Source organism: Piscibacillus salipiscarius, from assembly GCF_042685285.1.
In the GTDB taxonomy this organism is placed as follows: Bacteria; Bacillota; Bacilli; order Bacillales; family Alkalibacillaceae; genus Piscibacillus; species Piscibacillus salipiscarius.
In genome coordinates this window covers 237,312-262,326 of the sequence record NZ_JBHUMZ010000016.1, presented here as the reverse complement: position 1 = coordinate 262,326, position 25,015 = coordinate 237,312, and the positions used below count along the sequence as shown (strand labels likewise).

The 25,015-nt window shown below is 32.2% G+C and carries 31 protein-coding genes and 1 tRNA gene; 4 read left to right on the top strand and 28 right to left on the bottom strand.

The features are described 5' to 3' along the window. Nucleotides 1–60 precede the first annotated feature (60 nt). A complete protein-coding gene (gene selD / locus ACFSW4_RS06180) occupies nt 61–1,110 on the top strand; it encodes a selenide, water dikinase SelD (protein ID WP_377328125.1) in 1,050 nt (349 codons plus the stop codon). 37 nt (nt 1,111–1,147) lie between these two features. Here the strand turns inward: selD and selB are convergent, their stop codons facing one another. Together selB and ACFSW4_RS06170 are read right to left on the bottom strand one after the other, a co-directional pair. Continuing rightward, nucleotides 1,148–2,998, bottom strand: coding sequence for a selenocysteine-specific translation elongation factor (selB, locus tag ACFSW4_RS06175; protein WP_377328123.1), 1,851 nt, complete (start codon nt 2,996–2,998; stop codon nt 1,148–1,150). A 19-nt stretch (nt 2,999–3,017) separates the two neighbouring features. Then, entirely contained in the window at nt 3,018–4,091 is a 1,074-nt protein-coding gene (locus tag ACFSW4_RS06170; RefSeq protein ID WP_054751282.1) for an ATP-binding protein, read from the bottom strand. A gap of 462 nt (nt 4,092–4,553) precedes the next feature. On the opposite strand from ACFSW4_RS06170, the gene ACFSW4_RS06165 reads away from it, so the two are divergent. Then, nucleotides 4,554–5,510, top strand: a complete 957-nt coding sequence (locus tag ACFSW4_RS06165; protein WP_054751284.1) for a tyrosine-type recombinase/integrase — start codon at nt 4,554–4,556, stop codon at nt 5,508–5,510. Between the two features lie 48 nt (nt 5,511–5,558). Here ACFSW4_RS06165 and ACFSW4_RS06160 read toward each other — a convergent pair whose 3' ends face one another. From ACFSW4_RS06160 to ACFSW4_RS06060, 21 genes are all read right to left on the bottom strand, one after another. Beyond that, the gene (locus ACFSW4_RS06160; protein WP_377328121.1) at nt 5,559–6,137 is read right to left on the bottom strand and encodes a hypothetical protein; all 579 of its coding nucleotides are present in this window, start codon (nt 6,135–6,137) and stop codon (nt 5,559–5,561) included. Between the two features lie 8 nt (nt 6,138–6,145). After that, a complete protein-coding gene (locus ACFSW4_RS06155) occupies nt 6,146–6,490 on the bottom strand; it encodes a hypothetical protein (RefSeq protein ID WP_377328119.1) in 345 nt (114 codons plus the stop codon). 50 nt (nt 6,491–6,540) lie between these two features. Further along, on the bottom strand, nt 6,541–7,050 hold the full coding sequence (locus ACFSW4_RS06150; protein ID WP_377328117.1) for a DUF2441 domain-containing protein: 510 nt from the start codon (nt 7,048–7,050) through the stop codon (nt 6,541–6,543). A gap of 106 nt (nt 7,051–7,156) precedes the next feature. Further along, the gene (locus ACFSW4_RS06145) at nt 7,157–7,369 is read right to left on the bottom strand and encodes a hypothetical protein (RefSeq protein WP_054751294.1); all 213 of its coding nucleotides are present in this window, start codon (nt 7,367–7,369) and stop codon (nt 7,157–7,159) included. 56 nt (nt 7,370–7,425) lie between these two features. After that, a complete protein-coding gene (locus ACFSW4_RS06140) occupies nt 7,426–7,824 on the bottom strand; it encodes a hypothetical protein (RefSeq protein WP_377328115.1) in 399 nt (132 codons plus the stop codon). 81 nt (nt 7,825–7,905) lie between these two features. Next, a complete protein-coding gene (locus tag ACFSW4_RS06135) occupies nt 7,906–8,199 on the bottom strand; it encodes a hypothetical protein (protein ID WP_054751298.1) in 294 nt (97 codons plus the stop codon). A 101-nt stretch (nt 8,200–8,300) separates the two neighbouring features. Further along, on the bottom strand, nt 8,301–8,435 hold the full coding sequence (locus ACFSW4_RS06130; protein ID WP_279401168.1) for a hypothetical protein: 135 nt from the start codon (nt 8,433–8,435) through the stop codon (nt 8,301–8,303). Nucleotides 8,436–8,493: 58 nt separating this feature from the next. Next, on the bottom strand, nt 8,494–8,904 hold the full coding sequence (locus tag ACFSW4_RS06125) for a hypothetical protein (RefSeq protein ID WP_377328113.1): 411 nt from the start codon (nt 8,902–8,904) through the stop codon (nt 8,494–8,496). 904 nt (nt 8,905–9,808) lie between these two features. Beyond that, nucleotides 9,809–11,158 carry a phage portal protein gene (locus ACFSW4_RS06120; protein ID WP_377328111.1) on the bottom strand — a complete coding sequence of 450 codons (1,350 nt, stop codon included), beginning with the start codon at nt 11,156–11,158 and terminating at the stop codon, nt 9,809–9,811. A gap of 19 nt (nt 11,159–11,177) precedes the next feature. Further along, entirely contained in the window at nt 11,178–12,782 is a 1,605-nt protein-coding gene (locus ACFSW4_RS06115; RefSeq protein WP_377328109.1) for a terminase large subunit domain-containing protein, read from the bottom strand. Between the two features lie 13 nt (nt 12,783–12,795). After that, nucleotides 12,796–13,191 carry a hypothetical protein gene (locus ACFSW4_RS06110; RefSeq protein ID WP_054751306.1) on the bottom strand — a complete coding sequence of 132 codons (396 nt, stop codon included), beginning with the start codon at nt 13,189–13,191 and terminating at the stop codon, nt 12,796–12,798. After that, a complete protein-coding gene (locus tag ACFSW4_RS06105; RefSeq protein WP_054751307.1) occupies nt 13,188–13,403 on the bottom strand; it encodes a hypothetical protein in 216 nt (71 codons plus the stop codon). The genes ACFSW4_RS06110 and ACFSW4_RS06105 overlap by 4 nt, the downstream gene beginning before the upstream one ends. Nucleotides 13,404–13,452: 49 nt before the next feature. Next, nucleotides 13,453–14,331 carry a hypothetical protein gene (locus ACFSW4_RS06100; protein ID WP_054751309.1) on the bottom strand — a complete coding sequence of 293 codons (879 nt, stop codon included), beginning with the start codon at nt 14,329–14,331 and terminating at the stop codon, nt 13,453–13,455. Between the two features lie 502 nt (nt 14,332–14,833). Further along, nucleotides 14,834–15,037, bottom strand: coding sequence for a hypothetical protein (locus ACFSW4_RS06095; protein ID WP_054751310.1), 204 nt, complete (start codon nt 15,035–15,037; stop codon nt 14,834–14,836). A gap of 1 nt (nt 15,038) precedes the next feature. Next, a complete protein-coding gene (locus tag ACFSW4_RS06090; RefSeq protein ID WP_377328107.1) occupies nt 15,039–15,839 on the bottom strand; it encodes a hypothetical protein in 801 nt (266 codons plus the stop codon). Nucleotides 15,840–16,261: 422 nt separating this feature from the next. Beyond that, a complete protein-coding gene (locus tag ACFSW4_RS06085; RefSeq protein ID WP_054751317.1) occupies nt 16,262–17,137 on the bottom strand; it encodes an SU10 major capsid protein in 876 nt (291 codons plus the stop codon). A gap of 55 nt (nt 17,138–17,192) precedes the next feature. Continuing rightward, on the bottom strand, nt 17,193–17,621 hold the full coding sequence (locus tag ACFSW4_RS06080; RefSeq protein WP_054751319.1) for a hypothetical protein: 429 nt from the start codon (nt 17,619–17,621) through the stop codon (nt 17,193–17,195). Between the two features lie 16 nt (nt 17,622–17,637). After that, a complete protein-coding gene (locus ACFSW4_RS06075; RefSeq protein WP_377328105.1) occupies nt 17,638–17,916 on the bottom strand; it encodes a hypothetical protein in 279 nt (92 codons plus the stop codon). Continuing rightward, entirely contained in the window at nt 17,913–19,172 is a 1,260-nt protein-coding gene (locus tag ACFSW4_RS06070) for a hypothetical protein (RefSeq protein ID WP_377328103.1), read from the bottom strand. The genes ACFSW4_RS06075 and ACFSW4_RS06070 overlap by 4 nt, the downstream gene beginning before the upstream one ends. 14 nt (nt 19,173–19,186) lie before the next feature. After that, nucleotides 19,187–19,537, bottom strand: coding sequence for a hypothetical protein (locus ACFSW4_RS06065; RefSeq protein WP_054751323.1), 351 nt, complete (start codon nt 19,535–19,537; stop codon nt 19,187–19,189). Between the two features lie 4 nt (nt 19,538–19,541). Further along, entirely contained in the window at nt 19,542–19,754 is a 213-nt protein-coding gene (locus ACFSW4_RS06060) for a BhlA/UviB family holin-like peptide (RefSeq protein ID WP_377328101.1), read from the bottom strand. An 848-nt stretch (nt 19,755–20,602) separates the two neighbouring features. Here ACFSW4_RS06060 and ACFSW4_RS06055 point away from each other — a divergent pair. Both ACFSW4_RS06055 and ACFSW4_RS06050 read left to right on the top strand, forming a co-directional pair. After that, nucleotides 20,603–20,699: transfer RNA gene (locus tag ACFSW4_RS06055), tRNA-Sec, on the top strand. Between the two features lie 26 nt (nt 20,700–20,725). Next, nucleotides 20,726–21,157 carry a DUF2621 family protein gene (locus ACFSW4_RS06050; protein WP_377328099.1) on the top strand — a complete coding sequence of 144 codons (432 nt, stop codon included), beginning with the start codon at nt 20,726–20,728 and terminating at the stop codon, nt 21,155–21,157. 8 nt (nt 21,158–21,165) lie between these two features. Here the strand turns inward: ACFSW4_RS06050 and ACFSW4_RS06045 are convergent, their stop codons facing one another. From ACFSW4_RS06045 to ACFSW4_RS06025, 5 genes are read right to left on the bottom strand one after another with little or no spacing between them, the layout of a single operon-like run. Beyond that, the gene (locus ACFSW4_RS06045) at nt 21,166–22,233 is read right to left on the bottom strand and encodes a sensor histidine kinase (protein ID WP_377328097.1); all 1,068 of its coding nucleotides are present in this window, start codon (nt 22,231–22,233) and stop codon (nt 21,166–21,168) included. Continuing rightward, nucleotides 22,226–22,921: a response regulator transcription factor gene (locus ACFSW4_RS06040; protein ID WP_377328095.1), complete on the bottom strand. Its 696-nt coding sequence runs from the start codon at nt 22,919–22,921 to the stop codon at nt 22,226–22,228. The genes ACFSW4_RS06045 and ACFSW4_RS06040 overlap by 8 nt, the downstream gene beginning before the upstream one ends. A 46-nt stretch (nt 22,922–22,967) precedes the next feature. Further along, nucleotides 22,968–23,540 carry a TlpA family protein disulfide reductase gene (locus tag ACFSW4_RS06035; RefSeq protein ID WP_054751327.1) on the bottom strand — a complete coding sequence of 191 codons (573 nt, stop codon included), beginning with the start codon at nt 23,538–23,540 and terminating at the stop codon, nt 22,968–22,970. A gap of 16 nt (nt 23,541–23,556) precedes the next feature. Continuing rightward, complete coding sequence (locus ACFSW4_RS06030) at nt 23,557–24,300, bottom strand: cytochrome c biogenesis CcdA family protein (RefSeq protein ID WP_377328093.1); 744 nt, start codon at nt 24,298–24,300, stop codon at nt 23,557–23,559. After that, nucleotides 24,279–24,941 carry a hypothetical protein gene (locus tag ACFSW4_RS06025; protein WP_054751329.1) on the bottom strand — a complete coding sequence of 221 codons (663 nt, stop codon included), beginning with the start codon at nt 24,939–24,941 and terminating at the stop codon, nt 24,279–24,281. The genes ACFSW4_RS06030 and ACFSW4_RS06025 overlap by 22 nt, the downstream gene beginning before the upstream one ends. Between the last annotated feature and the right edge of the window lie 74 nt (nt 24,942–25,015).

Here is a 25,015-nt window from a genome sequence, read left to right as displayed (position 1 = left end):
CTTTTTCAACTATTAACAGTTTTAGTATAATGTAAATAACAAATTAAGGGGGTGAGATTGGTGAAGCGCCATAAAGATGAAATTATAAAATTAACTTCATTGTCAACCAAAGCTGGATGAGGTTGCAAACTCGCCCCGAGCGAACTGACTCAAGTTTTGAGTCAAGTTAATACTCATCAAGAGGATGCAAACGTAATCTATAGTCAAAATCATTCAGATGATGCCGGTGTCTATCGATTAACTGATGAACTAGCGATGGTTCAAACCGTTGACTATTTCACACCCATTGTCGACGACCCTTATACTTTTGGTCAGATTGCTGCAGCTAATTCATTAAGTGATGTCTATGCTATGGGTGCAGATGTTAAGACTGCATTAAATATCGTTGGTTTTAATGTAAAAAAATATGGCAGTCACGTGCTCGCTCAAATCTTACAAGGTGCGGAAGATAAAGTTCATGAAGCAGGCGGCTCAATTATAGGTGGTCATTCAATTGATGATGATGAGCCAAAATTTGGATTATCTGTTACTGGCCTCGCCCACCCGGATCTTATTACTCGAAATGATCAAGCACAACCAGGTGACGTTATAATTCTAACGAAACCTATAGGAATTGGTATAATCACAACAGGTATAAAAAAAGGACTTGCATCAAATGACATTGCAAATGAAGCCATTAAGTGGATGCAGTTATTAAACAAACAAGCTAGTGAATTATTTAAACATTATTCAGTTCATGCATGCACAGATGTAACAGGTTTTGGTCTACTTGGCCACAGCTATGAAATGGCATATGCAAGTGGTGTATCCATGAAACTTAATTACGAAGAAATACCTGTCATTAAAGGTACTATTGATTTAGCTCAACAAGGAGCCATACCTGGAGGTTCTAAAGCTAACCTAGAGTGGCTAAAAAGCCACGTTTCATTTAACAATCAATTAAACGAGATTGACAGGCTCGTTCTATCTGATGCTATTACTTCTGGTGGGTTACTCATTTCTATGAAAGAGTCAGAAGCAAAACAATACATTAATGAACTAACAGGTCATCGTGCAAAAATAATTGGTTATGTTACTGAAAAAAATGAATCTGCAATTTATGTAGACTAAAACAAGGGTCTCCCAGCTTAACTGGGGGACCCTTACTTTAAATCCACTTACGCTTTTGGTCCAATCTAATCGTATACTTAGATTTATCTAATTTCTCTAGAAAAGGGATGACATACTTTCTAGAAAGTCCAAGTGTTTCTTTCGCCTCTTTGACTTCAAATGTTTCCTGGGTCGAACGTTTCAACAAAGAGATCCCTTCATGAAATGCTTCCTTCTCAACATATAACTCACTCGTTAGCTGAACGATATATTGTTGTTGTATTAAAAATTCTATCCAATCCTGTTTATCCATTTTATCGTCAAAATAGTGATCAATGCTATTAACCTTCAACCCATCAGATGATAAGTTTTTTAACAATTCATTTAAAAATTGTGTTTGTTCATTTGTTAACTTCACTTTAAACTCTTTACTTTTAACAAAATAGTGTTCTTGTTCTATATAACCGGTACTAATTAAATAATCCAGAATTATTTTCCCTTCTCTTGCAGAAGTAGATATCTGTGATGATAACTCAGATTTATTCATTCCAATTAATAATGGATGTTCTTTATGGAATTGATTTAATGTATCAGTAATTTCCTCTTTGACTTTAGTGATGTAGGTCTTTGAATAGAGATGCTGGTCGATTTTTATAATGTGTTGGGTCGAAATCAGCTGCATTAAAATTTGGTCTGACATTTCATGCAATTGATCTTCGGTAATTCCAGGTTCTTTCTCAATGATGTCCAATAAGTAATCCGCCTCGCTGAAGACTGCTTTTTGTTTTAACAACTCAATAGTCTTTTGGTTGTGTGAATGTTTATTCGCGAACGGTTCAATTACTTTCCCTCCGCCAATCAACTCAACTGGTGTTGCCCTTCTAAGTATGAATCTTTGATCTTTTAAAACGTATATAGGCTGGTCTAACACTAGTTGTGCATAAATGACATCTTCATCTGGTTCCAACCGATTACGGTCAAAGAAAATGACCTTACCATAAATTTCACTAGTTCCAGTATGTAATTTAATAGGAGCTCTTTGCTTTATTGAAGAATTAAATAAAAAGCTTACATTTAGTTCAATATCAATTCTGCTAGAAGCTGTTGTATTTGCATAATTAGTTAGAACTGCCCCTCGATTGACATCTGCCAAGTCTACGTTGTTAAGTGCTACAGCAGCTCTTTGACCTGCGAAGACTTCATTCACAGGTTGATTAAAATGATGAAGTCCCTTCACCTGTGCTTTAGAACCATTTGGCAGAAGATAAATTTTTTCTCCAACTCTTAAGCTCCCCTGTGTAACCGTTCCTCTTATAATAGTTCCAATTCCGTGCAGATGGAAGCTTTGATCAACTGGTAAGACCAGATGACCTTCAGTTGGTCTGGAATTAAGAGATTTCAACTTATTTAAAATAGCTTCGTTTAACTGAGAAATCCCCTTTTTTGAAACGGAGTCCACTTCAAAACAAGACTGTCCTTCTAGAAATGTCCCAGTTAATGTATCGTTTAGATCTTCTCGTACCATTGTTAATAATTCCTCATCAACTTGGTCAATTTTCGTTAGCACAATCATAACATCATGTAGCCCTAAATGATTTAAGATTTCCATGTGTTCTAACGTCTGAGGCATAACTCCTTCATTAGCAGCAATGACTAACAATGATAAGTCAATGGATGATACGCCAGAGATCATTTGTCTAATAAATTTCTCATGACCAGGCACATCTATTATTGATACGTTTAAGTTGTCTTCGTTAATTAATGGTGCATAGCCTAATTCTATAGATATTTTCCGTTCTTTTTCTTCTTTTAATCGATCTGTATCAACATTAGTTAACGCTTTAACTAATTCTGTCTTACCGTGGTCTATATGTCCTGCTAGTCCTATTGTATAATGCTGTTTATTCATGACGTCACACCAACCATCATTAATAAAATCTTATTCTAAAAATACTTCCTTTAATTTCATGATCTAACACCTTTAATGATGCATGGTGTTTGTCTAAAATTTGTTTAGTGACCATTAAACCTAGTCCAGTCCCTTTCTCCTTCGTAGATAAAAATGGTTCACCGATGCGATCTTTTAATTCATCAGGAACACCATGGCCTTCGTCAATGACGTCTACCGTTAATACATCATCTTTATAAATATGAACTCTAATTGTGCCAGAATGTTCCATAGCTTCAATTGCATTTTTTATCAGATTAATAAAAACTTGCTTTATTTGGGATCGATCACAATTAATGAAATGATCGGCTTGGTCTGTCGATAAATCAATACTTATTTCACTTAATCTCGCCTGCGATTTCATTAACATACAAACTTCTTTTAAAATGGTTGTTAAATTTTCGTCTTTCATTTGATTAGGAGATGGTTTGGCAATGTAGAGTAATTCAGAAGTGATGGATTCAATTTTTTCTATCTCTTCTGTCATTATATCAAAATAGACTTTATGTTCTTTAGAATCACTCTCTAATAGTTGTAAAAAACCTTTAATAGATGTTAGCGGATTACGGATCTCGTGAACTACACTTGCCGCTAACTGCCCAACTGATGATAATTTCTCGGAGTTCATAAGCATTTTACGGGCTGTCTTTAACTCAGATATATCATTAATGACACAAATATAATAAGTTTTCCCTTTATGGTTATCATTAATTTGGCCTAAGTGTGTCGATGTGTAGACTGTGCGTCCATCACAATTTTTAAAAGCAATTTCTAATCTAGTACGATCAAAACCTATCGAGTTAACATATTCTTTGATGGTTTCTAAATCTTCTTGACAAACGTAGTCTAATAAGTTTGAGTTTAATAAAAAATCTCTGGTATAACCAAGTAATAACTCAGCTGAATAAGATATATACCTTATTTTATAGTTTTCATCAAAGATCAGCTTAATGTTAGTAGAATGATTATCGAACCATTGAAAAGCAGAATTTAGTAAGTCCTGATCGATGTCTAGATGATGACCTCCATTTATCACCAGTGGGTGCTTCTTCATTCGATTAATCCCCCCAAAAAACGACTATATACACTAAATAACTATGAACCGGCCTTCAATATTATTACACAATTCTTATTTTAACCAAAAAATGTCTTAAAGGCAAAAACGATTTAAAATTTTTAGAAAATTACTTTTTATTAATACAATTGTTCACATATATTATACTTGTAATCTATTATTCAACATTCTATAATGATGAAAGAAATGGGGCTGGTTACAATGCTGGTGCTTGTCAAGGTCTTCAAAACCGTACCTTTAGATTGATAAAACCTATCCCCTATAACCCGTCAATTATAGCACTTTTAACAAACAAGTGTTCGATATGCATATAACGGTTTCCACTCGGTCTAAATGAAACTGTTCCAAACTGTCATAAAAGACCGTTTTGATCTGTAGGCAAGACCGTTTGATTCAGGTTTTTATGTCCTCTTTCAATAAAATTTTGAAAGGGGTATTTTTATGCGTAAAACTAGGAAGTATCAACGTAATGTTGAACTAACTAAGCAAATCGAGAATGATTTCAGCATGTCTGAAATGTTTGAGCAATTCATGTTCATTAAGAAAACAGAAGGGTTGGCAAAACGGACTATAGAAGAATATTACGTGAATTTTAACTACTTGCTAGATTACACAGAAGGTGATTTAACAAGTAATCAAATGACAACAGAATTATTTTGTAGTTGGATTGACTTCATGCAGGAAGAAATGAATCTTGCACCTGCAACCATTAATATTCGAGTAAGAACCACTAGAGCATTTGTTAAATATGCTTATGAAGAAAAAGGTTGGATTAATCAACCGATTCACAAACGATTTAAACCTATTAAATCGCCAATTGATGTAGTTGAATCTCTAACAGATGAAGAAGTCAAACGACTAATTGGGGCTTGTGATGACGGATCATATGTTGGTTATCGTACCCAAGTAATCTGCTACACACTTTTGGACAGTTTAATAAGGGTATCTGAACTTGTGAATTTACGAAAAGAAGATGTAAATTTAAATGAAGGCACAGTTTATGTAAAAGCAGACACAACTAAAACTCGAACAGGTAGATTTGTTCCAATCTCAACTAAAACTATAAAAGTATTAAGGGCATATCTACTTGAAACTGAAGAATTTGATAACGAATACTTCTTTTTGTCATATGAGGGTAAGCCATTAACTAAAAACACGATAAGAACTGATTTATCTGTCTATGGTAAAGTAGCCAAGATAAATAATCGTGTATCACCTCATGTTTTCAGACATACAGGGGCATTGTTTTATATTCGTAACGGTGGTGATCCTTTTAGTTTGCAAAAGATTTTAGGACATTCGCACATGAATATGGTAAGACGATATATTCAAATGACGGATAGAGATATACAATATAAGCACAATCAGTATTCACCAATAGCAAACTTATTTAAGTGATAATCTTTTCCCCTACATTTATACGTGTAGGGGAATTTATTATCTTGCTTATGTAAGGACAATACTAGAACGTAATATTAATAATCCCTGTCTAAACTTATTTATATTATCAACAGCATATCGCTTACCTAATAAATCAAATTCATCATTTACTACTATTGTTTGAGTTTGTTCGTTGTCTTGTACAACAATATCTATTTCTTGATCTGATACTCTAATTTGAGTGCCATCAATAGCCAAACGTTGCCAATCAATATAAGCAGGTATGTCATAAGGTACTTCAGTATTTTCATATACAGGTCTTCCCATATCATCATAACCGATTAATTTTTGTTCAATCACGATTACTTCAATTGTTTGATCGCATGGTCTAATCGTTGCTTTATACTCGTAATCGCTTTTTAATTGCACATCAGACACAACGATAAATATCTCATTATTAATTGTTATTGTATCTCCACGTTGAATAGGAAAATTGGTATGTATTATATGATCGTCAAAATTCTCTTTATAACTACTTGTAACAGACGTACTATTGATTAACGCTTTACGTGATGTAGTTTCATCATTTAAATAAACATCTTTACCATACTCATTCAAGAGATGGTTAAAAGTTTCTGTTAACATTAAATCACCTACCTATCGAATAAATTAAAGAAGTTTGTTTCAGTTTCAATCTTCTCGTCTATTTTTAACCCTCTAATTTTACGTTCCAACTGATCTATTCTGTTCTGAATATTAGTTGCAAATTCAGATATATCCAAATCATCATGTTTAATATTTTTCATACGTTCTGGGTCATTAGCCAATGATTCTAAGATAGATAATGCTGATTGATAGATTTTCTTTTTACTTGTGGCAGATTCAGGGTTATATTCTTGAAACGGTTGTAGTCCGTTTTCTTGAAGGTAAATTGATAGTTCTGATTGATTTAGGTTAACGTTCTTAACTTCCATTTCTAAACGTTGTATATTGTTCATTAAAATCACTCTCCTTTAGTGCAAAATAAAAGCACCCTATTGGGTGCTAATTAACCGTTTTTAAATGATAAAACTTCTTCTACTGTTGCTCTTCCCTCATACAAATACTCTACTCTTTTCTCATTAACTATCTCTTGATTCCAATAATTTTTTGCGTCTTCCCTAACATCATTTAACTTTTTAGGATTACCTTCTACAAAAGTCGCATCACATTTAAATGCATTGCCATCTAAGTTTAACAATAATACTTGATGAGTTTCAGGATGAAAATCTTTAGTATGCATCCAATAATCTAAATTTCTAATATCAGTCAACCATAAACATCTTTGTCTAGAAGGTAAATTAGGATCAATATTTTTTCTAACCTCTTCAAATATTGTTTCTCTAGCAAAATGCCAATAGTAAGTTAATCCTTGAAAGATAGTTTTCTTTGTATTTACTAATGGAATATCTTTTGTATCATAATCTTTAAAGAAATTATTATAACCACTAAACTCTAATTGATCCCCAACAGAATACTTTTTATTTCCTATTTCACGAACATGATACAATCTATTCATCTATATTCTCCCCTTCTTAATGTACTAATTATAATATACACTAAAAAGGAAATGATTTCCATATAAAAAGCCATCTGACTGAATCAGATGACCTAAATTAGTATTGTTATAGTAATTTACCAGATACCTCTAGACAATACCTATGTTTATAATACTTTCTTATGTGATCAATACTAATATAATTATTACTTTCTAAATTCATAACTTTATCTTTATATCTGTCAATCACATCTTCTGATGGGTTTTCTTTGGTGATAGCAAAACTATTATCTTCTCTGGAAATTTGTTTAAAATCATTAAGTATTGACACTTCACTCACACTAATTTCCCCTTTCATCTACTAACTTCAACAAAAGGGAATAAATTCCTGCAAACTTATTTCAGGGAAATTTTACTAGGATTGTTCCTTTTCTTCATTTTTGCATTATGCTCATCATATATATCTTGAATTTCTTCTATATCACTAAGTAATTTTATGACATCATTCTTGTTAACTCTCTTCTTATCCACTAACTTTAGAATCTTTGTATACGATATAACATGCATATCCCAAGGATATATATTTACAGTTTGTCCTGTCTTATCAGATATTTTCATTGCAATTTCATTCTTGTGTTCATATGCCTTATATGCATTATCTAAAACAGATGTTTTAATTGCACGTTCTTTTTCATATTTTTTTGTTAATATTGCTTGTATAATACTACCAATCACACTAGCCAGTGCGGTCAATCCGCCAATTATGGCTACAACTAAATAAGTATTTAATTCCATTAATTACACCACCCCAATTATCATCATTCGACAATCAAGGACATTTTCCTTCTTAAAACCACTCTATTGAGTAACTAATGACTAAAATTTAACTCTATCTGGATAATGTTCTATATACTTATCTTTATAAATTGTCGCACTCCCTAACTTCTTCTTTATATAATCTTGAGGATCTCCTGTATGAATATAACCATCTTCTAATTGTTGAATGATTACATCTCCAAACATTCCAGCCACTCTAGATATTTGATCCACGATATTCATTAACCATTCTTCATCACTACTATAACGTATAGAAAACTTCTGAATATCATCAATCTCTCTTACTATTTCCTTAATCTCACCAACAGTAAATTTGTCTTGAAATTTATCCATATTTACCACCCTTTTCATTTTATTATTAAAAGGTATGATACAGCATTAATGAAATATGTTTAACCAAAATAAAAAGCATCTGAATTTAATCAGATGACCTACTATAATAAAAACAATATTATAATAACAGGAATGGTAATTAATATTGTTAAAGCACAACCTATTTGTTGGCAACCTTTTCCGATTTGCTCTAAATCGTCTCCAATTTTCTCTGCTTTATTTTTATCTTCAGTCATATAAAAACCCCCTTAATTACCATTATTCGACAAATAAGAGGGTTATACCTTTTACTTATTAATTCTGAAATATGTGGTCAATGTAATGATCGATTAATTCATCACTTAATTCTACATAAAATTTGCTACTTCGATAAACACCTTCATCAATAAATAATTCATCACCTTGATTACCAGCATCGTTTGTATAAATCACCATAATCTTATCTGGCATATCATTAATATTTTTGAATTTATACAAACGTAACATTTTTTCATTAACATGTAATGAAAATACGTCATCTTCATTTAGTACTCGAACGCTTTTTGTTGCTTGAGATAAATTATAAAATTCTTGATGTAAGCGATAAGTTAAATCATTAATAAAATCAATATAATGCAATTTAGCGTCTTGTCTTTGTTGGTAATTAATAAGTTCTTCCCTATGTTGATCTTTTAATGTTTTCAATAATTCTTGTACATCAAACATAATAAACACTCTCCCCAATTAATAAAATATGCTAAATTACATATTTCTACATTTTTTGGAGGAATCCTTCAATTTTTTTCCTATTTTTTTGAGATGTGTTTATGAATAGTTTTTGCCCAATGTTCTACTGTTTTGTCATTTATATGTTCATTAAATTCTTTTTGAAATTGTTTAAGTTTCTTAGGATCATGTTTAATTTTCATGAGAATCACCTATACATATTAAAATTATTGTTTACTGTCGTTGGATTCTGACATATGTTTATGAATCAATTTAGCCCAACGTTCAATAGTCTTGTCGTCTATATGTTTATTCATAATTTCATGCAAATCCTTTATCGCTTTAGGGTTATGTTTAATTCTCATTAGAATAACCTCGCTTATTTACGGGTGTGTAAATGGGTTAGTTAGGGGGTTTAATGGTGTTAAACGGGGTATTTTACATATATTAACTGTAAATATATGAGAGTTTACATATCGTATGTTATAGGAAGTGTCTTATAATATAGGTTATCACGTCATACTAGGTATAACAGCCGACCTCTACCACCCCAAGCAATTTTTCGCCTATAACAGCCGACCAATTTCACACCGAGCAATTTTAATCTATTAAAATTAATATTTTATTAGGTTTATTTTACCATATTCACCTTATAAATCAAATGGATCATTGTATTTTGGTATACTAGCCAAGCATTATAACTGCTAGATTGCTTATAACAGCCATCATATTAAGCCACAAAACTTGATATAACAGCAATAAATTGTACCACCTAGCAGTTATACTCTATTAAGTATAGTTATATAGTCCTACATCTGAACTCAAAAAATCTATAACATGTGCAAGGAAATGGCTCTATACTCTATTAATATAATCCCCCATTATCACTACACTCTAACTCAATTTAATATATTTGATAATTATTATCATTTACATCCCCGTCATTATTTGAGTTATCAACAGAGTTATCCACAACCTCATTATGTAACCTTTTCATTTCCTCTTGCACATCATTAGTCATTGGACTACGACCAAGCAACGATTCTAAACTAATCGCACCCATATCTCTCAACTTCTCTAACTGTTCAATGATCTCACTATCATTCTGTGGCATAGCATATTGGAATACCATATCTAACGTATCGTACTTATCATCATTAACCTTAACACCTTGCAACGCTAACAATGACTTAACCTTATCATGTCGTTCCTCTATACCTTCTCTCATGAACTGTTCATTCATACTCGCCTTAATGTTAGCCAACTGGAATAACAACTTAATAGATACTTCACTGAGGTTAGATATATCTGTCTTATTCATACTAACAGCAGGTGTCTGTGATATGTCTAATAACGATTGCAATAACACTTTATGTAATGATTCAAAACTCTTACTATCCAATTTTGCTTGTAAATATTTAGCGTCTGATCCATCATCTAAATTAATCCCCTTACCCACTAAATCAGCAGGTAAAGATTCACCCTTCAATTGTTGCCCAATATTTAAAAAGATTGGATCAAGGAATTTTTCAGTCGCCTCAGCATATTTACTTAATAAACTTTCTAAGTTGTCTAGAATAGAAATCCAATCATCTAACTCTGAACGACCATCAACTTCATTCAATTCATTTTCATTATGATAGATAATCGGCAAACCTGATAAATTGGCATTTTGCTCAATTAATCGAATTTCTCCACCTTTATCATTATACCTACGTACCACTTCATCATCATACACAATATAATGACTAATACCATCATGTACAAAACCTTCAATAACAGCGATTAACTCGTTATGCTCGTTATAGACAGGTACAAATTCATCAGTATGTATTAATTTACTCTTAATCACACCACGATCTAAATAAACATATTCCGCCACACGACCATATTTTAATACCTTATCCAATATCTTCTGATTAAAACGATCATACTTCCCCTTGCGATTAACCTTTTGATAACGTTTAACAACTGATTCGTCACCAGTTAATGTAATCGGGTTCTGTAACAGATATGATTTTTGAAAGTTTAATAATGTTTTAGCATATTGCAATACAATCTTCTTTGGCTCAAATTCTTTACCATTGTACTTATACGATTGTTTTTGAAGTATTTTATGATTACCATTCAAATACTCTTTTTTCTGTTGAACATCTAAAATACGTTGTTGGTTGTTTAATTGATTGACTTCTTCTACAAACCAATCTTGCTTACCGTCATATTTCTCACTTACGTACTTATCTAAAGCAGTCATTCAATCACCTTCCTTACGTTTATATCTCGACATAATATTTAGCGTGTTTCATGGCTTGTATTGACATAGCCACACTAATCACTAAGTCGTCATGTCGATCTTCTCCACGTTTATTGCCTAATTTTCCATTATTGTCCTGATAGATTTTCATTTCTTCCAATGTTTCCACACATTCAATGACAATCATATTCAAGTCAAAATGCTCTACAAAGTCATTAATAATAATTGGTTTTGTTACATTGGTTGTCTGAAAACCTAACTGAAGTTTTCTATGCCCTTTCTTATCGAACGTCTTTTGTTTTAATAAGTTTAAGTAACCGTACTCTTTCCTAACCCTTTCGATTAAAGGTAATCCATAACTGTTACGTTCAATACAAAGGTAAGCATAATTAAAAAACCTGCCTAAACTGTTCACCACTTCAGCGAACTTATAGACAGGAACATCATTTGCATAAAAACTAGCCATCTGTTGACCTTCTGCATTAAATATACTGATTGTACTATTATCATTACTTCCACCAGTACCACTTGCTGTATCTACACCACCATAGCAACGTACTGAAGGTTTAGGTAGTCGATATATGTATAGACTTTTATTGATATATGGTTTCAATACATCTGGTAACTCGTCATATATTTCATTAGTTTCAATCGGATCGATCACATGTTGCATACGTTCAACTATTTTATTTGTATCAAATACACCAACATTAGTCGTATTAAATGCTTCTTCAGGTGTCGTAGGAAACTCACGTTTAAATTTCTCAATAGAATTAGTTTCAATGTAATGTCGCCTAAACATCAACTGACGATAGGTTGCTTTATGTTCTTCTTTTAATACCTTTTCGTCATGTTCTAAATGTTGCTTTCTCATACGACTACCTTGATTATGTACTTTAAACCATTCTTCTGCCTCATCAAAACTATGTTTAAACTGTTTACTATACGCTTTAGCCAACCAACTATAAAAGTGTGCTTTCCATACACTCTCTTTACCTCTCCATGCCTTACGAAACATATCAGCATACTCATTTTCACCATAAGCAGTCGATTCAATGATTATTTTACTATCTCTATTCTTAGCAAGGGCTGGAATGGCTGTAGCGATAATCTCACTTTGTTCATCAGTAGGATATTTAGCCATTTCACTAAAATGGATCAATTGAAACGTATTACCTGAAATACTATCTGTACCACCAGCAGTAGCAACTTGAATACGACTGTGATTATCAAAATAAATTTCATCTCTATTGTTTATCTTCTTTTTCGGGAACAAATTAGGGTATTTTTTATGTGGTAGCATGTCATACATCTTATTAAGTCGCCTTAGCAATGATTGAGTAACTTTATTATGGTGTGTCATCATCAAGTAGTTAGTATCTGGATTTGTTAAGGCAAGATATAACATATACGCTAAACTAAATGTGGTAAAACCTATTTGACGACCTTTTAGAATGATATTGTATTTTTCCATTTCCTTCATAAAATGCTCTTGTTCAGGATTTAATACAAACGGTACATTAGCACCGTTATTGTCTGTAATTTTAATAAAATTTTTAGCAAATAGTCGAAAGTCACCCATCACTTTTTCAATTGCTTTTTGATTTTTCTGTTTGGCTGCCAATTCACACCACCTCTTAACTTAAATCTAAATCATAATCATCTTCATCATCAGATGGCGATTGAAATTGTTTAGCAACTTGCTTAGAAGATGTATTAATTTCCTTCTTTAGTTGCAGAAATAGTTTTACTGATTTTTCATCACCATTTTTGGCTTTATCAGACACTGCTTTATATGTTTCTAACAGATCATCAGCCACCTGAGAATGAAGATATAAAATAACTAGATTTTTATATTCTTCGGTTAATTCCCAATTAAGAAACGAATCAATAGTTTTACGATTAACATACTTTAAGAACTGTTCTTCCGTTTTTAACGGTCTGTCTTTTTGGTATCTAAGATCAGGAAACTTGTATTTAAAATAATGTTGTTTTTCCCAACTAACTTTTTTCAGTGCTTGATAAATATTCATTCGACATCACCTCTATCAATATTTAAAAATTTACTAATTCTTTGGGTTTCATCACTGACTTTTTCTAATTTAGTGTTCAATATTTCTAGTTCGTTATTATTAACAACTGATAGATTGTAGTTTTCTATTAATAGTTTTTCAATTTTATCTAAATTCTTCAGAATTGAGTTCTGACCTTCTTCCTCAAACTTTACGATTTTCTTGTTTTCCAAAATTAACACCTCTTAAAATTTATTAATAAAAAAAGAACCCTAGTTTTCACTAGAGTTCGTGTTCAGTACGATAACCTACAGGGGGTATTCCCCAGCCATCATCAATCTCTGTTTCTTCTATTTCTTCAAACGGTAATGGGTCTTCAGAAACAGTATCTTCATTATATCGTTTTAGAAATTTACTAATTACGTCTAAATTGTCTTGTTTATGCTGTTCTAGATTTTTCAATCCACCAAAGACAGCATAATGTTCAAATTTTATGCCACCTTTCTTATTTCTTACGTTAGTAGCCACAACCCCAAGTTTATTAAGGTCAATTAAACAATCTTTAATTGTGTCATTGCCAAAGCCAAGCCAATTTTTGATTGTATTAATGTTTATCCATGCTTTACGTTCAGCAGATGAATTTGATAGTTTACGAACCAATAGATAAATCGTTACCGCTTTAGAAGTTAGATCTTGTTCGTACATGTGATTAATTAAATCAAAAGAAACTGGAATATAGTAGTCATCTTCAGTTTTGGGAATATCTATATCTTCGTTATAGACATTCGGAACGTCTGTTGCTTTAAGTATTATCATTTTATCATCATAAACATTGCCTTTTTCATCTAATAATGTATCCCAACGTTTATAATTTTGCAGTTCGATAACTCCTGCATGATCCATTTGTTTAAGTAGTTTATGTATATCTTTCTTTGACAGTTTAGTTTTGATATTCACCTTTGTGTATTTTACCAACGAGCCAATGCTAGTAATAAAATAATGTTCGTCTTTAGAACCTTGATGTACCCTGAAACGGAACAATTGTAAGTATAAATTTAAACCTTCATCTTTTCCCATTTTCTTAAAGACAGATTTCTTTTTCCTATTACTGTCAAACCATGATGATTTAATTTTAATAGAACTGACTGCAAACTTTTCCATTTAAAAACCCCTTTTTGAATTATAAATTGTTAAATTAGAAATTAAATTTAAACAGACCAGAAACAGAAAAATGAGTTGTCTTGTTCTCTTGCGTTGTACGTCTAGTACAAAAGCAAGGAAATATTAATTATAATTCTTTAAGAGATTATTAATTATAATTAATTATATACCTAAATACAGAGTAAATTTGGTATATTAATAGTTTTATCATTCCGAATTAGCGAGTAAACTGGTATTTACTATTTTTGGAATATCGTCCAAACATACTGTAAAATGTATAAGTTTGGACTATAATTTTGATTGTTTTACTATATACCTAAAAACAGAGTAAATCGGCACTTTTAACTCATTAACTGTTCCTATTTTCCGAGTAAATATTAGGTTTTCAGATACCAAAATCTTATTTTCCGAGTAAATTTTAATTCATTTCCCAAAAACCCTATTATATCAACGCTTTTAACCTTACTGATTTTCAGAGTAAATTCAATATAATTGCTCAAATTTATTTATTTTGACTATTTTCTTCTTTATAAACATCTAAACACTTCTGCAATTCTTCTGATTTAGGATATAAACTGAACATTTTTTGTGACTTAGGATTAATTGCAATTGTTAAAGGTACAATTTTTCCGTCAGAATGTTTATAGATATACGTGCTTAATTTTTTACTGTAACAGTAAAATAGATCATCATTTTTAATTTTCATATTAATTTCTCTCCCTTTTTAAGTATGTAAATTTACAAAAGTTTCTGTTGGTTAAAGCAAAAGATACTAATTGACGTTTAATATCACTTTTGCTATTAATTTTGTTTGTGCTACAGGCATAATCAATATACTTCTTCTGTAACGTAAATTGCCCTCTAGGTAGTTCTAAAGGCAAATTAAAAACCCCTTCCAACTTGGACAAGGGTAGATTAGTTTCTAGATAACCTTCATCATTTAATTTAATAGTTGCTTTAGTTTTGTATTGTTGTTGTAACTCATAAAATTCCTCAATATCCGTTTCATTTAATAGATCAATCAACTCTGGGAACTCCAATAACTCTAGGTAGTGTGTATGTATATCTTTAAATCGGTCATTGTAGTGTCCTAAAAATCCACTATCAATTGATAAAATCAGCATTTTACCTAGTTTAGTTTTTGGCAATGGTAAATCATAAAATGACCACATTAATAATGCTGTTGACATAGCATATTTATCAAAATAATTATCCTTATGTATGCCGTTTATTGCATTAATATTGGCTGTTTTAGGATTCACATAATCACCTTCAGACACTTTAACTACATGATTACACCACGATCTACCATTGTGTAATGCTAAATCGACACCTATTAATTTTGATTGATAGTTAGGGTCATTTACAAACAACGTGTTAAAGTCGTAAAAGTGATTTATTTCATAACCATTTACATATTGCTCAATCACACAACCCAACAAACTATCTAAATCATTTGTTAATACTGTTGAGTAGTTACCTTTTTCAAAACACCATTTTGGAAACATGTCTTTTAATTCTTTTTTCATTTTTTAGTGAAAGAAGTAAATCCTCCCACTATCTCTCTGATACTCGGCTTAAATATTTCATCTCCTGCCACTCCTTATCTTGCCTACTTAGTGTAGGTGAGAAGAAGTGGTTAAGATGAATTTACTAATACCTTCACATTTTCACCTCTACTTTTCGATTTTATTTTTGATCTATGTATCTTTTATATCTCTCTATCTTGTCGTCTGACATATTACAATCACCAGTTTCATATCTACTGATAAGTGATTGACTGCAATTTAGTACTTCGGATAAATCTTTATGAGTAATACATTTACGTCTACGTTTTAATAGATATTCTTCCTTTCTAAACATCTCCAATTTCTCCTTTTAAAATTAAAAAGGACTGCCCAAAATGGACAGCCCTTGATTATGTATAAATTTATACACCAGCAGTTACAGTTAATACACCAACACCTTTAGGTGATCCTACTTTAAGTGTAGATTCAGCAATTACTTGACCTTTAACAGAGTCACCTGTTTTAGCAAGTGGCTCAAAATGTGGCTCACGTAAATATGCAAGGTCAACATAAGCGTCATTAAAAAATACTGCTTTATCAACAGGTACGTGCTTAGATAAAATAAAGTTTACAGTACCGTAGTTAGTTGTTACAGAATCAACCACTAAACCAAAGTTAGTTTGTTTGTGATTGTAGTTGTAACGATCTTGATAGATAGCGTCTACGTCTTCTTTAATGTCCGCATTGACTAAAGCATAATAAGTACCCTCTGCTAAATCTTGATCCCAAAGGTTACGCATAGCAGTTTTAATATTGTCTTCAGTTACAGCGTCAGTCGCTGCGACTGCGTTACTAGCGTCTGCAAATTCAATTAGACCACTCATATGACGAATACCTGAAGTCGAACCATCATCTTTTAGACCATTGATTAATTTCTTCTCCATGTTGATTTTTAGTTCTAATAGACGATCATTTACTTCTTCTGCTAATTGACTAGATTTCATTGCCTGTGCTGAACCTGAGATACTAGCACCCTTTTTGAAGATTTCAAGCACGTTATTTAGTTCTGCTCTAGCAGATTCATAGAAAGTTGTTGTATCTGAACCTTCTTCTGCTGAAATGTCATCCGTAGAATCCAACGTCTTTTCTCTCCAAGTGTAAACAGTGCTAAGTGCTTTTTCAATATTACCTTTTGCCATAAGCATAGATGTTAAAGGTGTCGCTTGAACACCAATTACTGCGATTTCCTTTGCTAAACTAATTCGTTCTGCTTGTGTAAAGTTATCTGAGTTAAACATTAATATCAATCTCCTTTAATAGTTGTTTTAATTTATATAAACCGATAAAATCGGCTTATCCAAAGAGTTTAGTTAATTTTGTACCTATCATGCCTTTTGTATCCTTATCTTTTTCAAACTTAGAATACTCATCATCAGTCGCATGATCCTGTGGTACATAGCCAACGCTTGTTTTAATATCGTTGACAATCTGATTAAGTGATTTAACTGCTTGATTAAGTTCTTCTTCATCTTGTACTTTAACTACATCAGCAAATTGCTCTAATCCATTTTCTTTTAAAGTTGCATTTACTTCACGCTTAAATAAATTCTGCTCTTTTTCTGCTAACGCTTTTTCTTCTTCTGTTAATTCTTTCGGCTTGTATTGAAGTAACTCATCACGTTCTGTAACGATTGGATCTAACTCTTGCTCAGTCCATTCTGTTTTAGCGTTCTGAATTGCCTCATCTACCTGTTCTTGTGTAAATGTGTTTTCTTCAGCCATACACAATCTCTCCTTTTTAAATAAATTTTGATTCAATCCTATCTCTAACAAGGATAGGTTTTTGATTATGCAATCCTCTAAACTCGAAAATCACTTCAGGTTTGTCATTGGGTAGTACATAGTCATAAAAAAAGACACCTACATCTTCTTGATTGGTGTCGTCTAAAGCAATTGATTCAATTTCAGTTTGGTCTTTATCATAGATTGTTAAGTACACGTCAACTGGATTAACTGACTGTCCGTTCAACGATTTAAAGTGTACTTTTAAACGAACAGTATCACCTTTATAAATCATTCCATCACCTCACTGTAAGATGGATTTTCTATAACTTGACTATAAGTATTATTCACGTTATATGACGTTCGAGATTGGTTACTCTCGATAGTTATGTAACCATTAATGGTTTTACTACTAGATGGTAATAAAACGTCTGTATCGGCTTGTATGCGGTTCAAATACGATACTAGATTAATAGTTTGTATTATAGGTTGTCGATAAGTTGATACATTAACGCTAGATTGAATTGGAGAAACAAAACTTGTTACATTCCCAACTCGTACGATATGGCTTGATTGTGTGGCATTTGTATCAATCCTAGACAAATACCCTTCAATACTTCTTAAAGTTGCTCTGTGGCTCTGTATGTGGCTAGAAATAGGTTGTATATCAGATTGAATAGATCGTGTTTCTATTTTTGGTGGTACATAGTCATCTATTGCGACATCTAATTGAGAAGTAATAATATTAAGGTAAGAGGTTACTTCTCTAGATTCTTGTTTAGCAGGTTGTTCAGGTGTACCAAACACTTGTAAATATGGATAACTACCATTTATCCCCCATATAGAAGTAAAATCCCAATTGGTATAGGTAGATTGAGTTTGCATTTCTGCTGTTGTTTTACCTGTACCATGATGTGTTTGAGTTACACCACTTACCTCTGTATCCCAAAAACAGTTATTTACTGTTGAATTATTTTCATACCAAGCAAAACCAAATACTTCATTAGGGTCAGCAGAGGTTAAACTATTAGTAACTGAATAACAATTTTCAACCAAATGATTATCACCCACAAATGCACCAATAAAACCGCTTGAACGATAATTAGTAGTATGTATAGAATCTAAATTAGTATAACTATTTGTTACTGTTGCAGTTCCTCGTAAGTTACCTATTAATCCACCTGCATAACCATATGCTTGAATTGTTCCACCTTCAACAAAACAGTTATCAATAATAGTGTTGCTACCACTTGTGTACCCAATTAAAGCACCTGCATTTGAATTACTGTTTACAATATCTATATTTTCAAATCCTAAATATAAAATTGTAAAAGTAGATGAAGTTATCCCAAACAAACCAGTATGAGCATTGTGATTAATAGATAAATTAAGAATCTTATATCCTTTACCATCTAATGAACCACCAAAATCATCAATTGGTGTCCAATTACCCCAACCAGACATATCAATGTCATTTGTTAATTCAAAAGTACCAGTTAAATCATTTCTAATATTATCTAAATCTTGCGGTGTACTTATTAAAGTTGCCATAATTAATCACCGCCTTAAACTTGCGGTACTTCAATATTATGTATCACCGTTAATTGATCTTCGTCTTGTTCGATTGTAAATGCTGTAAATGTTTCTGTGCTTAATGGATTACCACCACTAGCAACATTGAAAATAACCGATTGTGCAAATGTTTGTGGGGCAGTAATATCAGTATCAGAACCTTTAACTACTACTTGTAATTGTAAAATTTGACTTCCTGCTGTATGCGTCCACGTTACTCGACTGTCGCTAGGATCAAGTCGTAATACTGCTGTTCCACTATCGTCTTGAAGTTCGATAAACTGCCAACTGTTTTGAATATAATCACGTAAATCTTGATATGCGTCTTGTGTAATTTCAGCCATTCATTTATTCCCCCTTAATATTTTGTATTTTGGTTTCTAGGCGTTCTAATGTCTGTACAATTTTAGATTGTGATTCATTTTGCCTGTCTATCTGTGCTGTCAGTTGTTCTTCTCGTTTTTTGGCTTCTTTTCTTGTATCAATCAATAGCCAAACAAATAGTATCGCAAAAACACCTTGCGATAACCAAACATCTAAAGGTATTTGTGATAAATCCATTTTTTATCTCTCCTGTCCACTCATATTTATGAGTAAAAAAATAAAATAGAGTAGCCAAAACGACTACTCTAGCGAAAAGTAGAAGTCAAAACGTGACTTCTTGGAGGTTATTAATAATTAGTGCTTACATAGAGATAGTTAATCTCTTTTAAACAATCAATCAATTTGACTGCTTAAAACAAATTAATCATACCCTACCATTAGGAGAAAATAAGAGGCCAGTCATATCAAGGGTTCAAGGGCTGTTTACTTGACACTTTTGGGCTTAAAATGAAGGTTTTTAATCTGAACCTTCCTATATGGTGCATTAAGTCATTTGTTGAGATACCCCATAAATACAGATACTATCGACATCGCCTAAAAATTTTCGATTAAAAACTCTGTAATACCAAGGGTTACAGCGTTTTCTAAATGTCCACTGCAATAATTACACCTTCCTATATGGTCGATTATCTCTTTTGTCGAAATAGGCAGTATTTATTGGGGGTATCGACATTGCCTAAAGATTTTCGTTTAAAAACCCTATTGTATCAAGGGTTACAGCAATTCTTAAATCGTAACATTATTTTTGGATTCCCTATATGGTCGATTATCTCCTTAGTCAAAACAATCAGCATTAACAAGGGAAAACAAAACCTTTAAAAAATTTTCAAAAATAAATGCAATTATATCATTAATTCAGCCAATTTCTAAACTTGAACAAATTTTAAATGAACTTTACTTAATAATTGATAATTTAATAGAATAAAAGTATAATTTGAAACTGAAAGAGGACAAGTTAAAACCGATTCAAACTGTTAAAAAAACCGTTATAAAGGTTTTAAAAACCTTGATATAACAGGGTTTATGGGGCTGGTTACAATGCTGGTGCTTGTCAAGGTCTTCAAAACCTCCTGGAAGGCGCGTGTCGTCTTCGGTGGGTTCGATTCCCACACAGTCCCGCCATCAATTAATTAAAGAGAGTGAATAACATGTCTGAGACAGTTGGTTATTTAATGATATTATGGGGCTTAATTATGATTGGGTTATTAGGAATAGGCGGCTTTTTTATGTTTCGTAAATTCCTAAAAAAATTGCCTAAGGATGATGGAAAATCCATTATTGACTGGGAAGAATACTATGTAGACCAGACCATCCACATGTGGGGTGAAGAGGAAAAGAAATTATTAAACGAACTTGTTGAACCTGTACCTCAGCTTTTTAGGGATGTAGCTAAACAAAAAATAGCAGCTAAAATAGGGAAGGTCGCACTTCAAAAGCGCAAAAAGAAGATAACTTTAGATGTGATTATTGAAGGCTACATACTAGCAACTCCTAAACGAGATCATAAGTTTTTAGTCAAACGACTAAATGAAAAAAATATAGATTTCTCTTCTTATGAACATTTATTAGAAAAACAATGAGCTTATGATTAAGTACTCATTGTTTTTCTTTTTGGTAATGTAAACCAGAAAGTATTCTCTTGTTTTGATGAATAAACTCCAATATTCCCCTTATGATTAGAAATTATCTCCTTGGCAATGGCTAAACCTAATCCCGTGCTGTTAATCTTCTTTTCATGTTGATTCAATCTGTAAAATCGTTTAAAAATTTCTTCTTGATCGGTAGGTGCTATAGGTTGCCCTTTGCTTATTATACTGAATTCATAGTAGTCTTCGTGTTTTTTACCATGAATTTGAACTGGATCAGACCCTTCATGATATCTATAAGCATTATCTAGTAAATTATTGATTACTTGTTGAATCCCTTCTTCTTGCAATTCAATCAGGTCTTCATCTAACTTCAAATCAATTGAAATATGAACTTGATCAAATTTCCACTGAAAAATTGATACACATCTTCGAATCAAATTTGAAATCTCAACAGTAGATTTATCGAGTATGACGTTATGTTTAGCTAAATCCCATTCTTTTAGCTGATCTAACTGTTCGATTAAATGTTTCAATCTTTCTGATTCATTAAACAACGATTCCATTACGACTTCATTTTGCTCTATATCACCATTTTTAATAGCGTATAAATAGCCGTTTAAGTTTTGAATAGGTGTTCTGACTTCATGCGAAAGATCTGTAACCATTTTTCTTCTTAACTGATTGTTTTCCTTAAGCCGGTGTAACAGTTCATTATAATGATTCACTAATTCACCGATTTCATTATTGGATTCATAATTAACTGATTCAGGGATTTCGCCTTCTTTTAATTTTTTCGTAGATAAAATCAACTTACGAATGGGATTAATTAAACTTTTGGTTAAATAAAAATGCAAAACGCTCCCAATTATAATGGTTAGAAAACTAAATACAAATAAATATTGAAATAGAATCCACTCAAACTGTGACTGCCGATTCTCATTGAGGTTGCCAATGGAATCAACCAATATACATGCCGTTTGGTATATGGCAAAACTACTGATTAAAATACTTAATGTAATCATTAAAATGTTAAGTGACGTTAATCTTACCAATAAGCTTTTAAACATGTTCCTGATTCGGGACAAATTTGTATCCCATTCCTCTCACTGTTTGAATGCGCTTTGGATCTTTTTGATCATTAATTTTTAATCGTAGCTTTTTAATGTGGGCATCGATCGTTCTGTCTAAAATATCGTGTTCATAGTTTGGATAAAGCTGTTCTATTAATTGTTCACGACTATATACTGAGTTAGGGTTAGACATTAGAAAATAAAGTAAATTAAATTCATGCTTTGTCAATTGAATAGGCTCACCATTTAATGTCACTTCACCTTTTCTAACCTTAATGCTAAGCCCATCGTAAGTAATTTTATGACAAAACCTCCCCGTACGCCTTAGCACCGCTTCAATATGAGCTAATAACTCTTCAGGGTTAAATGGTTTGGTTAGATAATCATCAGCGCCCAATTTGAGACCATTAACTTTATCATCTACTTGTGTTTTAGCAGATAACATAATGATCGATGTTTCCTGTGTTGTTTCCTGATTTCTCACCCATTCACAAAATTCTTCACCAGATAATTTAGGTAGCATTAAATCTAATATAATGAGGCAAGGCTGGTGTTTAAGGAATTGTGCTTGTGCCTCAATTCCATCTGCAGCTTCAATGACTTCGTATTGTTCTTTTTCTAAATATAACCTTATTAAATTTCTAATCATCTCTTCATCTTCAACTATTAAAATTGTCTCTTTCATGTCTAAACACCTCACCTACCTTACCATTATATTAAACTATACGGGGCTAATCCATCTTTTCATACGCTTGAATCATTTGTTCATAATTCATAGCTCCCATGGATTTATGTCTTATAATTCCTTTTGAATCCACAAAATATGAAGTAGGTATCGGAAGTATTTGATACTCTGTTGAAACATCACCTTCATCAATTAAAATTGGAAAAGTTAAGTTGAAATCGTTCTTAAAGTTTTTTACATTATCTAAGTTTTGTTCTGTTTCAAACATATCAACTGCTAATATAACGACCTCTTTTTCCTCATAAAACTTTTGCATATCAGGCATTTCCGCTCGGCATGGCGGACACCAAGTTGCCCAAAAGTTAATCATCACTTTTTGACCTCGGTAATCTGATAGCTTAACAGTTTCTCCCTGAAGATTTTCAAGCTCAAAGTCTGGTGCTTTACTACCGATATCTAATCCTACTTTAGATTCTTCGGTATTCTCTGCATTCGGTTCACTGCTAATCATAAAACCACTATCATCTTGTTCTTGATTTGTTTCGTTTGACTGAACAAAGTCATAAACCGCCCACCCAAACATCACTATTAGAACAGCTAAAATGATATACTTTTTCATCCTATTTTCCCTCCATCTAACCTAAGTTAGCCATCCAAGTATCTTGCACTAATCTTAATAGGAAGCTTGATATTCTTGACATTTGACCTGTGAATAATAAAACCCCCATGATGATCATGATGGTACCACCAATTTTCATAATTAATCCGCTATACTTAACAATCCACCTCGCTGAACTCATAAAGAATGTTAAGATTAAAAACGGCAAAGCAAATCCTATGACATAAAAAATGGTATATAGTGAACCTTGGGCAGGGTTATTTGCTGCTAAAACTAATATTGAACCAAAGATTGGACCGATACACGGAGTCCAACCTGCTGCAAATCCCATTCCTATTAATACGGTTCCCAAATATCCGCGAGGTTTATTAGCAAATTGAATACGCTTTTCTTTCATAAAAGACGTTATATTTAACCAACCTGCTACAAATAATCCCATTATGATAATAAAAATCCCAGCGATCCGTTGTAATAATTGGCCGGATTCCCCAACTAGAAACCCTTGAATAAATTGACCTAAATATGAAGCGCCCAATCCTAATCCGATAAAAACTAGCGATACACCAAATAAAAATAGGACTGAGTGAATCAGAATAAGTGACCGGACTTTCAAACTTTTATCATTTTGTAATTCCTTAACACTTACACCCGTTATATAAGAAATGTAAGCGGGAAACAAAGGTAGAGTGCACGGGGATAAAAACGACAATATTCCCGCACCTAAAGCTAACCAAATAGTTAAGTCTGCTGTTTCTGCCATGCTTTCACCTGCTTTCTAGTTAATAACAAAACGATCCCAATTATGCTAATAATAATGAAAAACCAAATAGAAATTAAATAGCCAAAAACTGTTGTAAACGGAAGTAATATTGACAAAATAGTTTGTCCAAGTCCCCATAAGACCATTAATAGTCCACTTGTTAAGTAATATGACACCTTATTTGAAATCATAATATAGATCATCGTTATTCCAAATAACAACGTTAAGTATCGCCAAGTATATAAGTTATCATTCCAAACATAATCTACAAATTCATAAGTAAAAGAGGTAAAAATAAAGATGACCATCAAAGAGTTTAGAAATGGCGCCAAATCAACCAATCCTTTTTTCATCCTCCTAACGAAGACAAGAACTGCACCAATTAATCCTATGTAAAATGCACTAGAATAACTTGGATAAGCTAATACAGCTAACGGGTCCTGAATAAAAAGATTGATGTTTAAAAGGATTTTCCCAATCCAAATAAATATGATGACATTTACAATAAACGATGACACTTCTTCGATATTCTTTTTTCTTACATCAATTGATTCTTGACTAGTCAAGAAATAAGTTATTATACCGACGATAAAGCTGACTACTAATGTTCCGACTGATATTAATACTGACGTTGCTGCCATACTTTCACCTTCCGTTCTATAATAATCATAATGAATGAATATGAAAATTTGATGAATGTAAAGAAAAAGTTCAC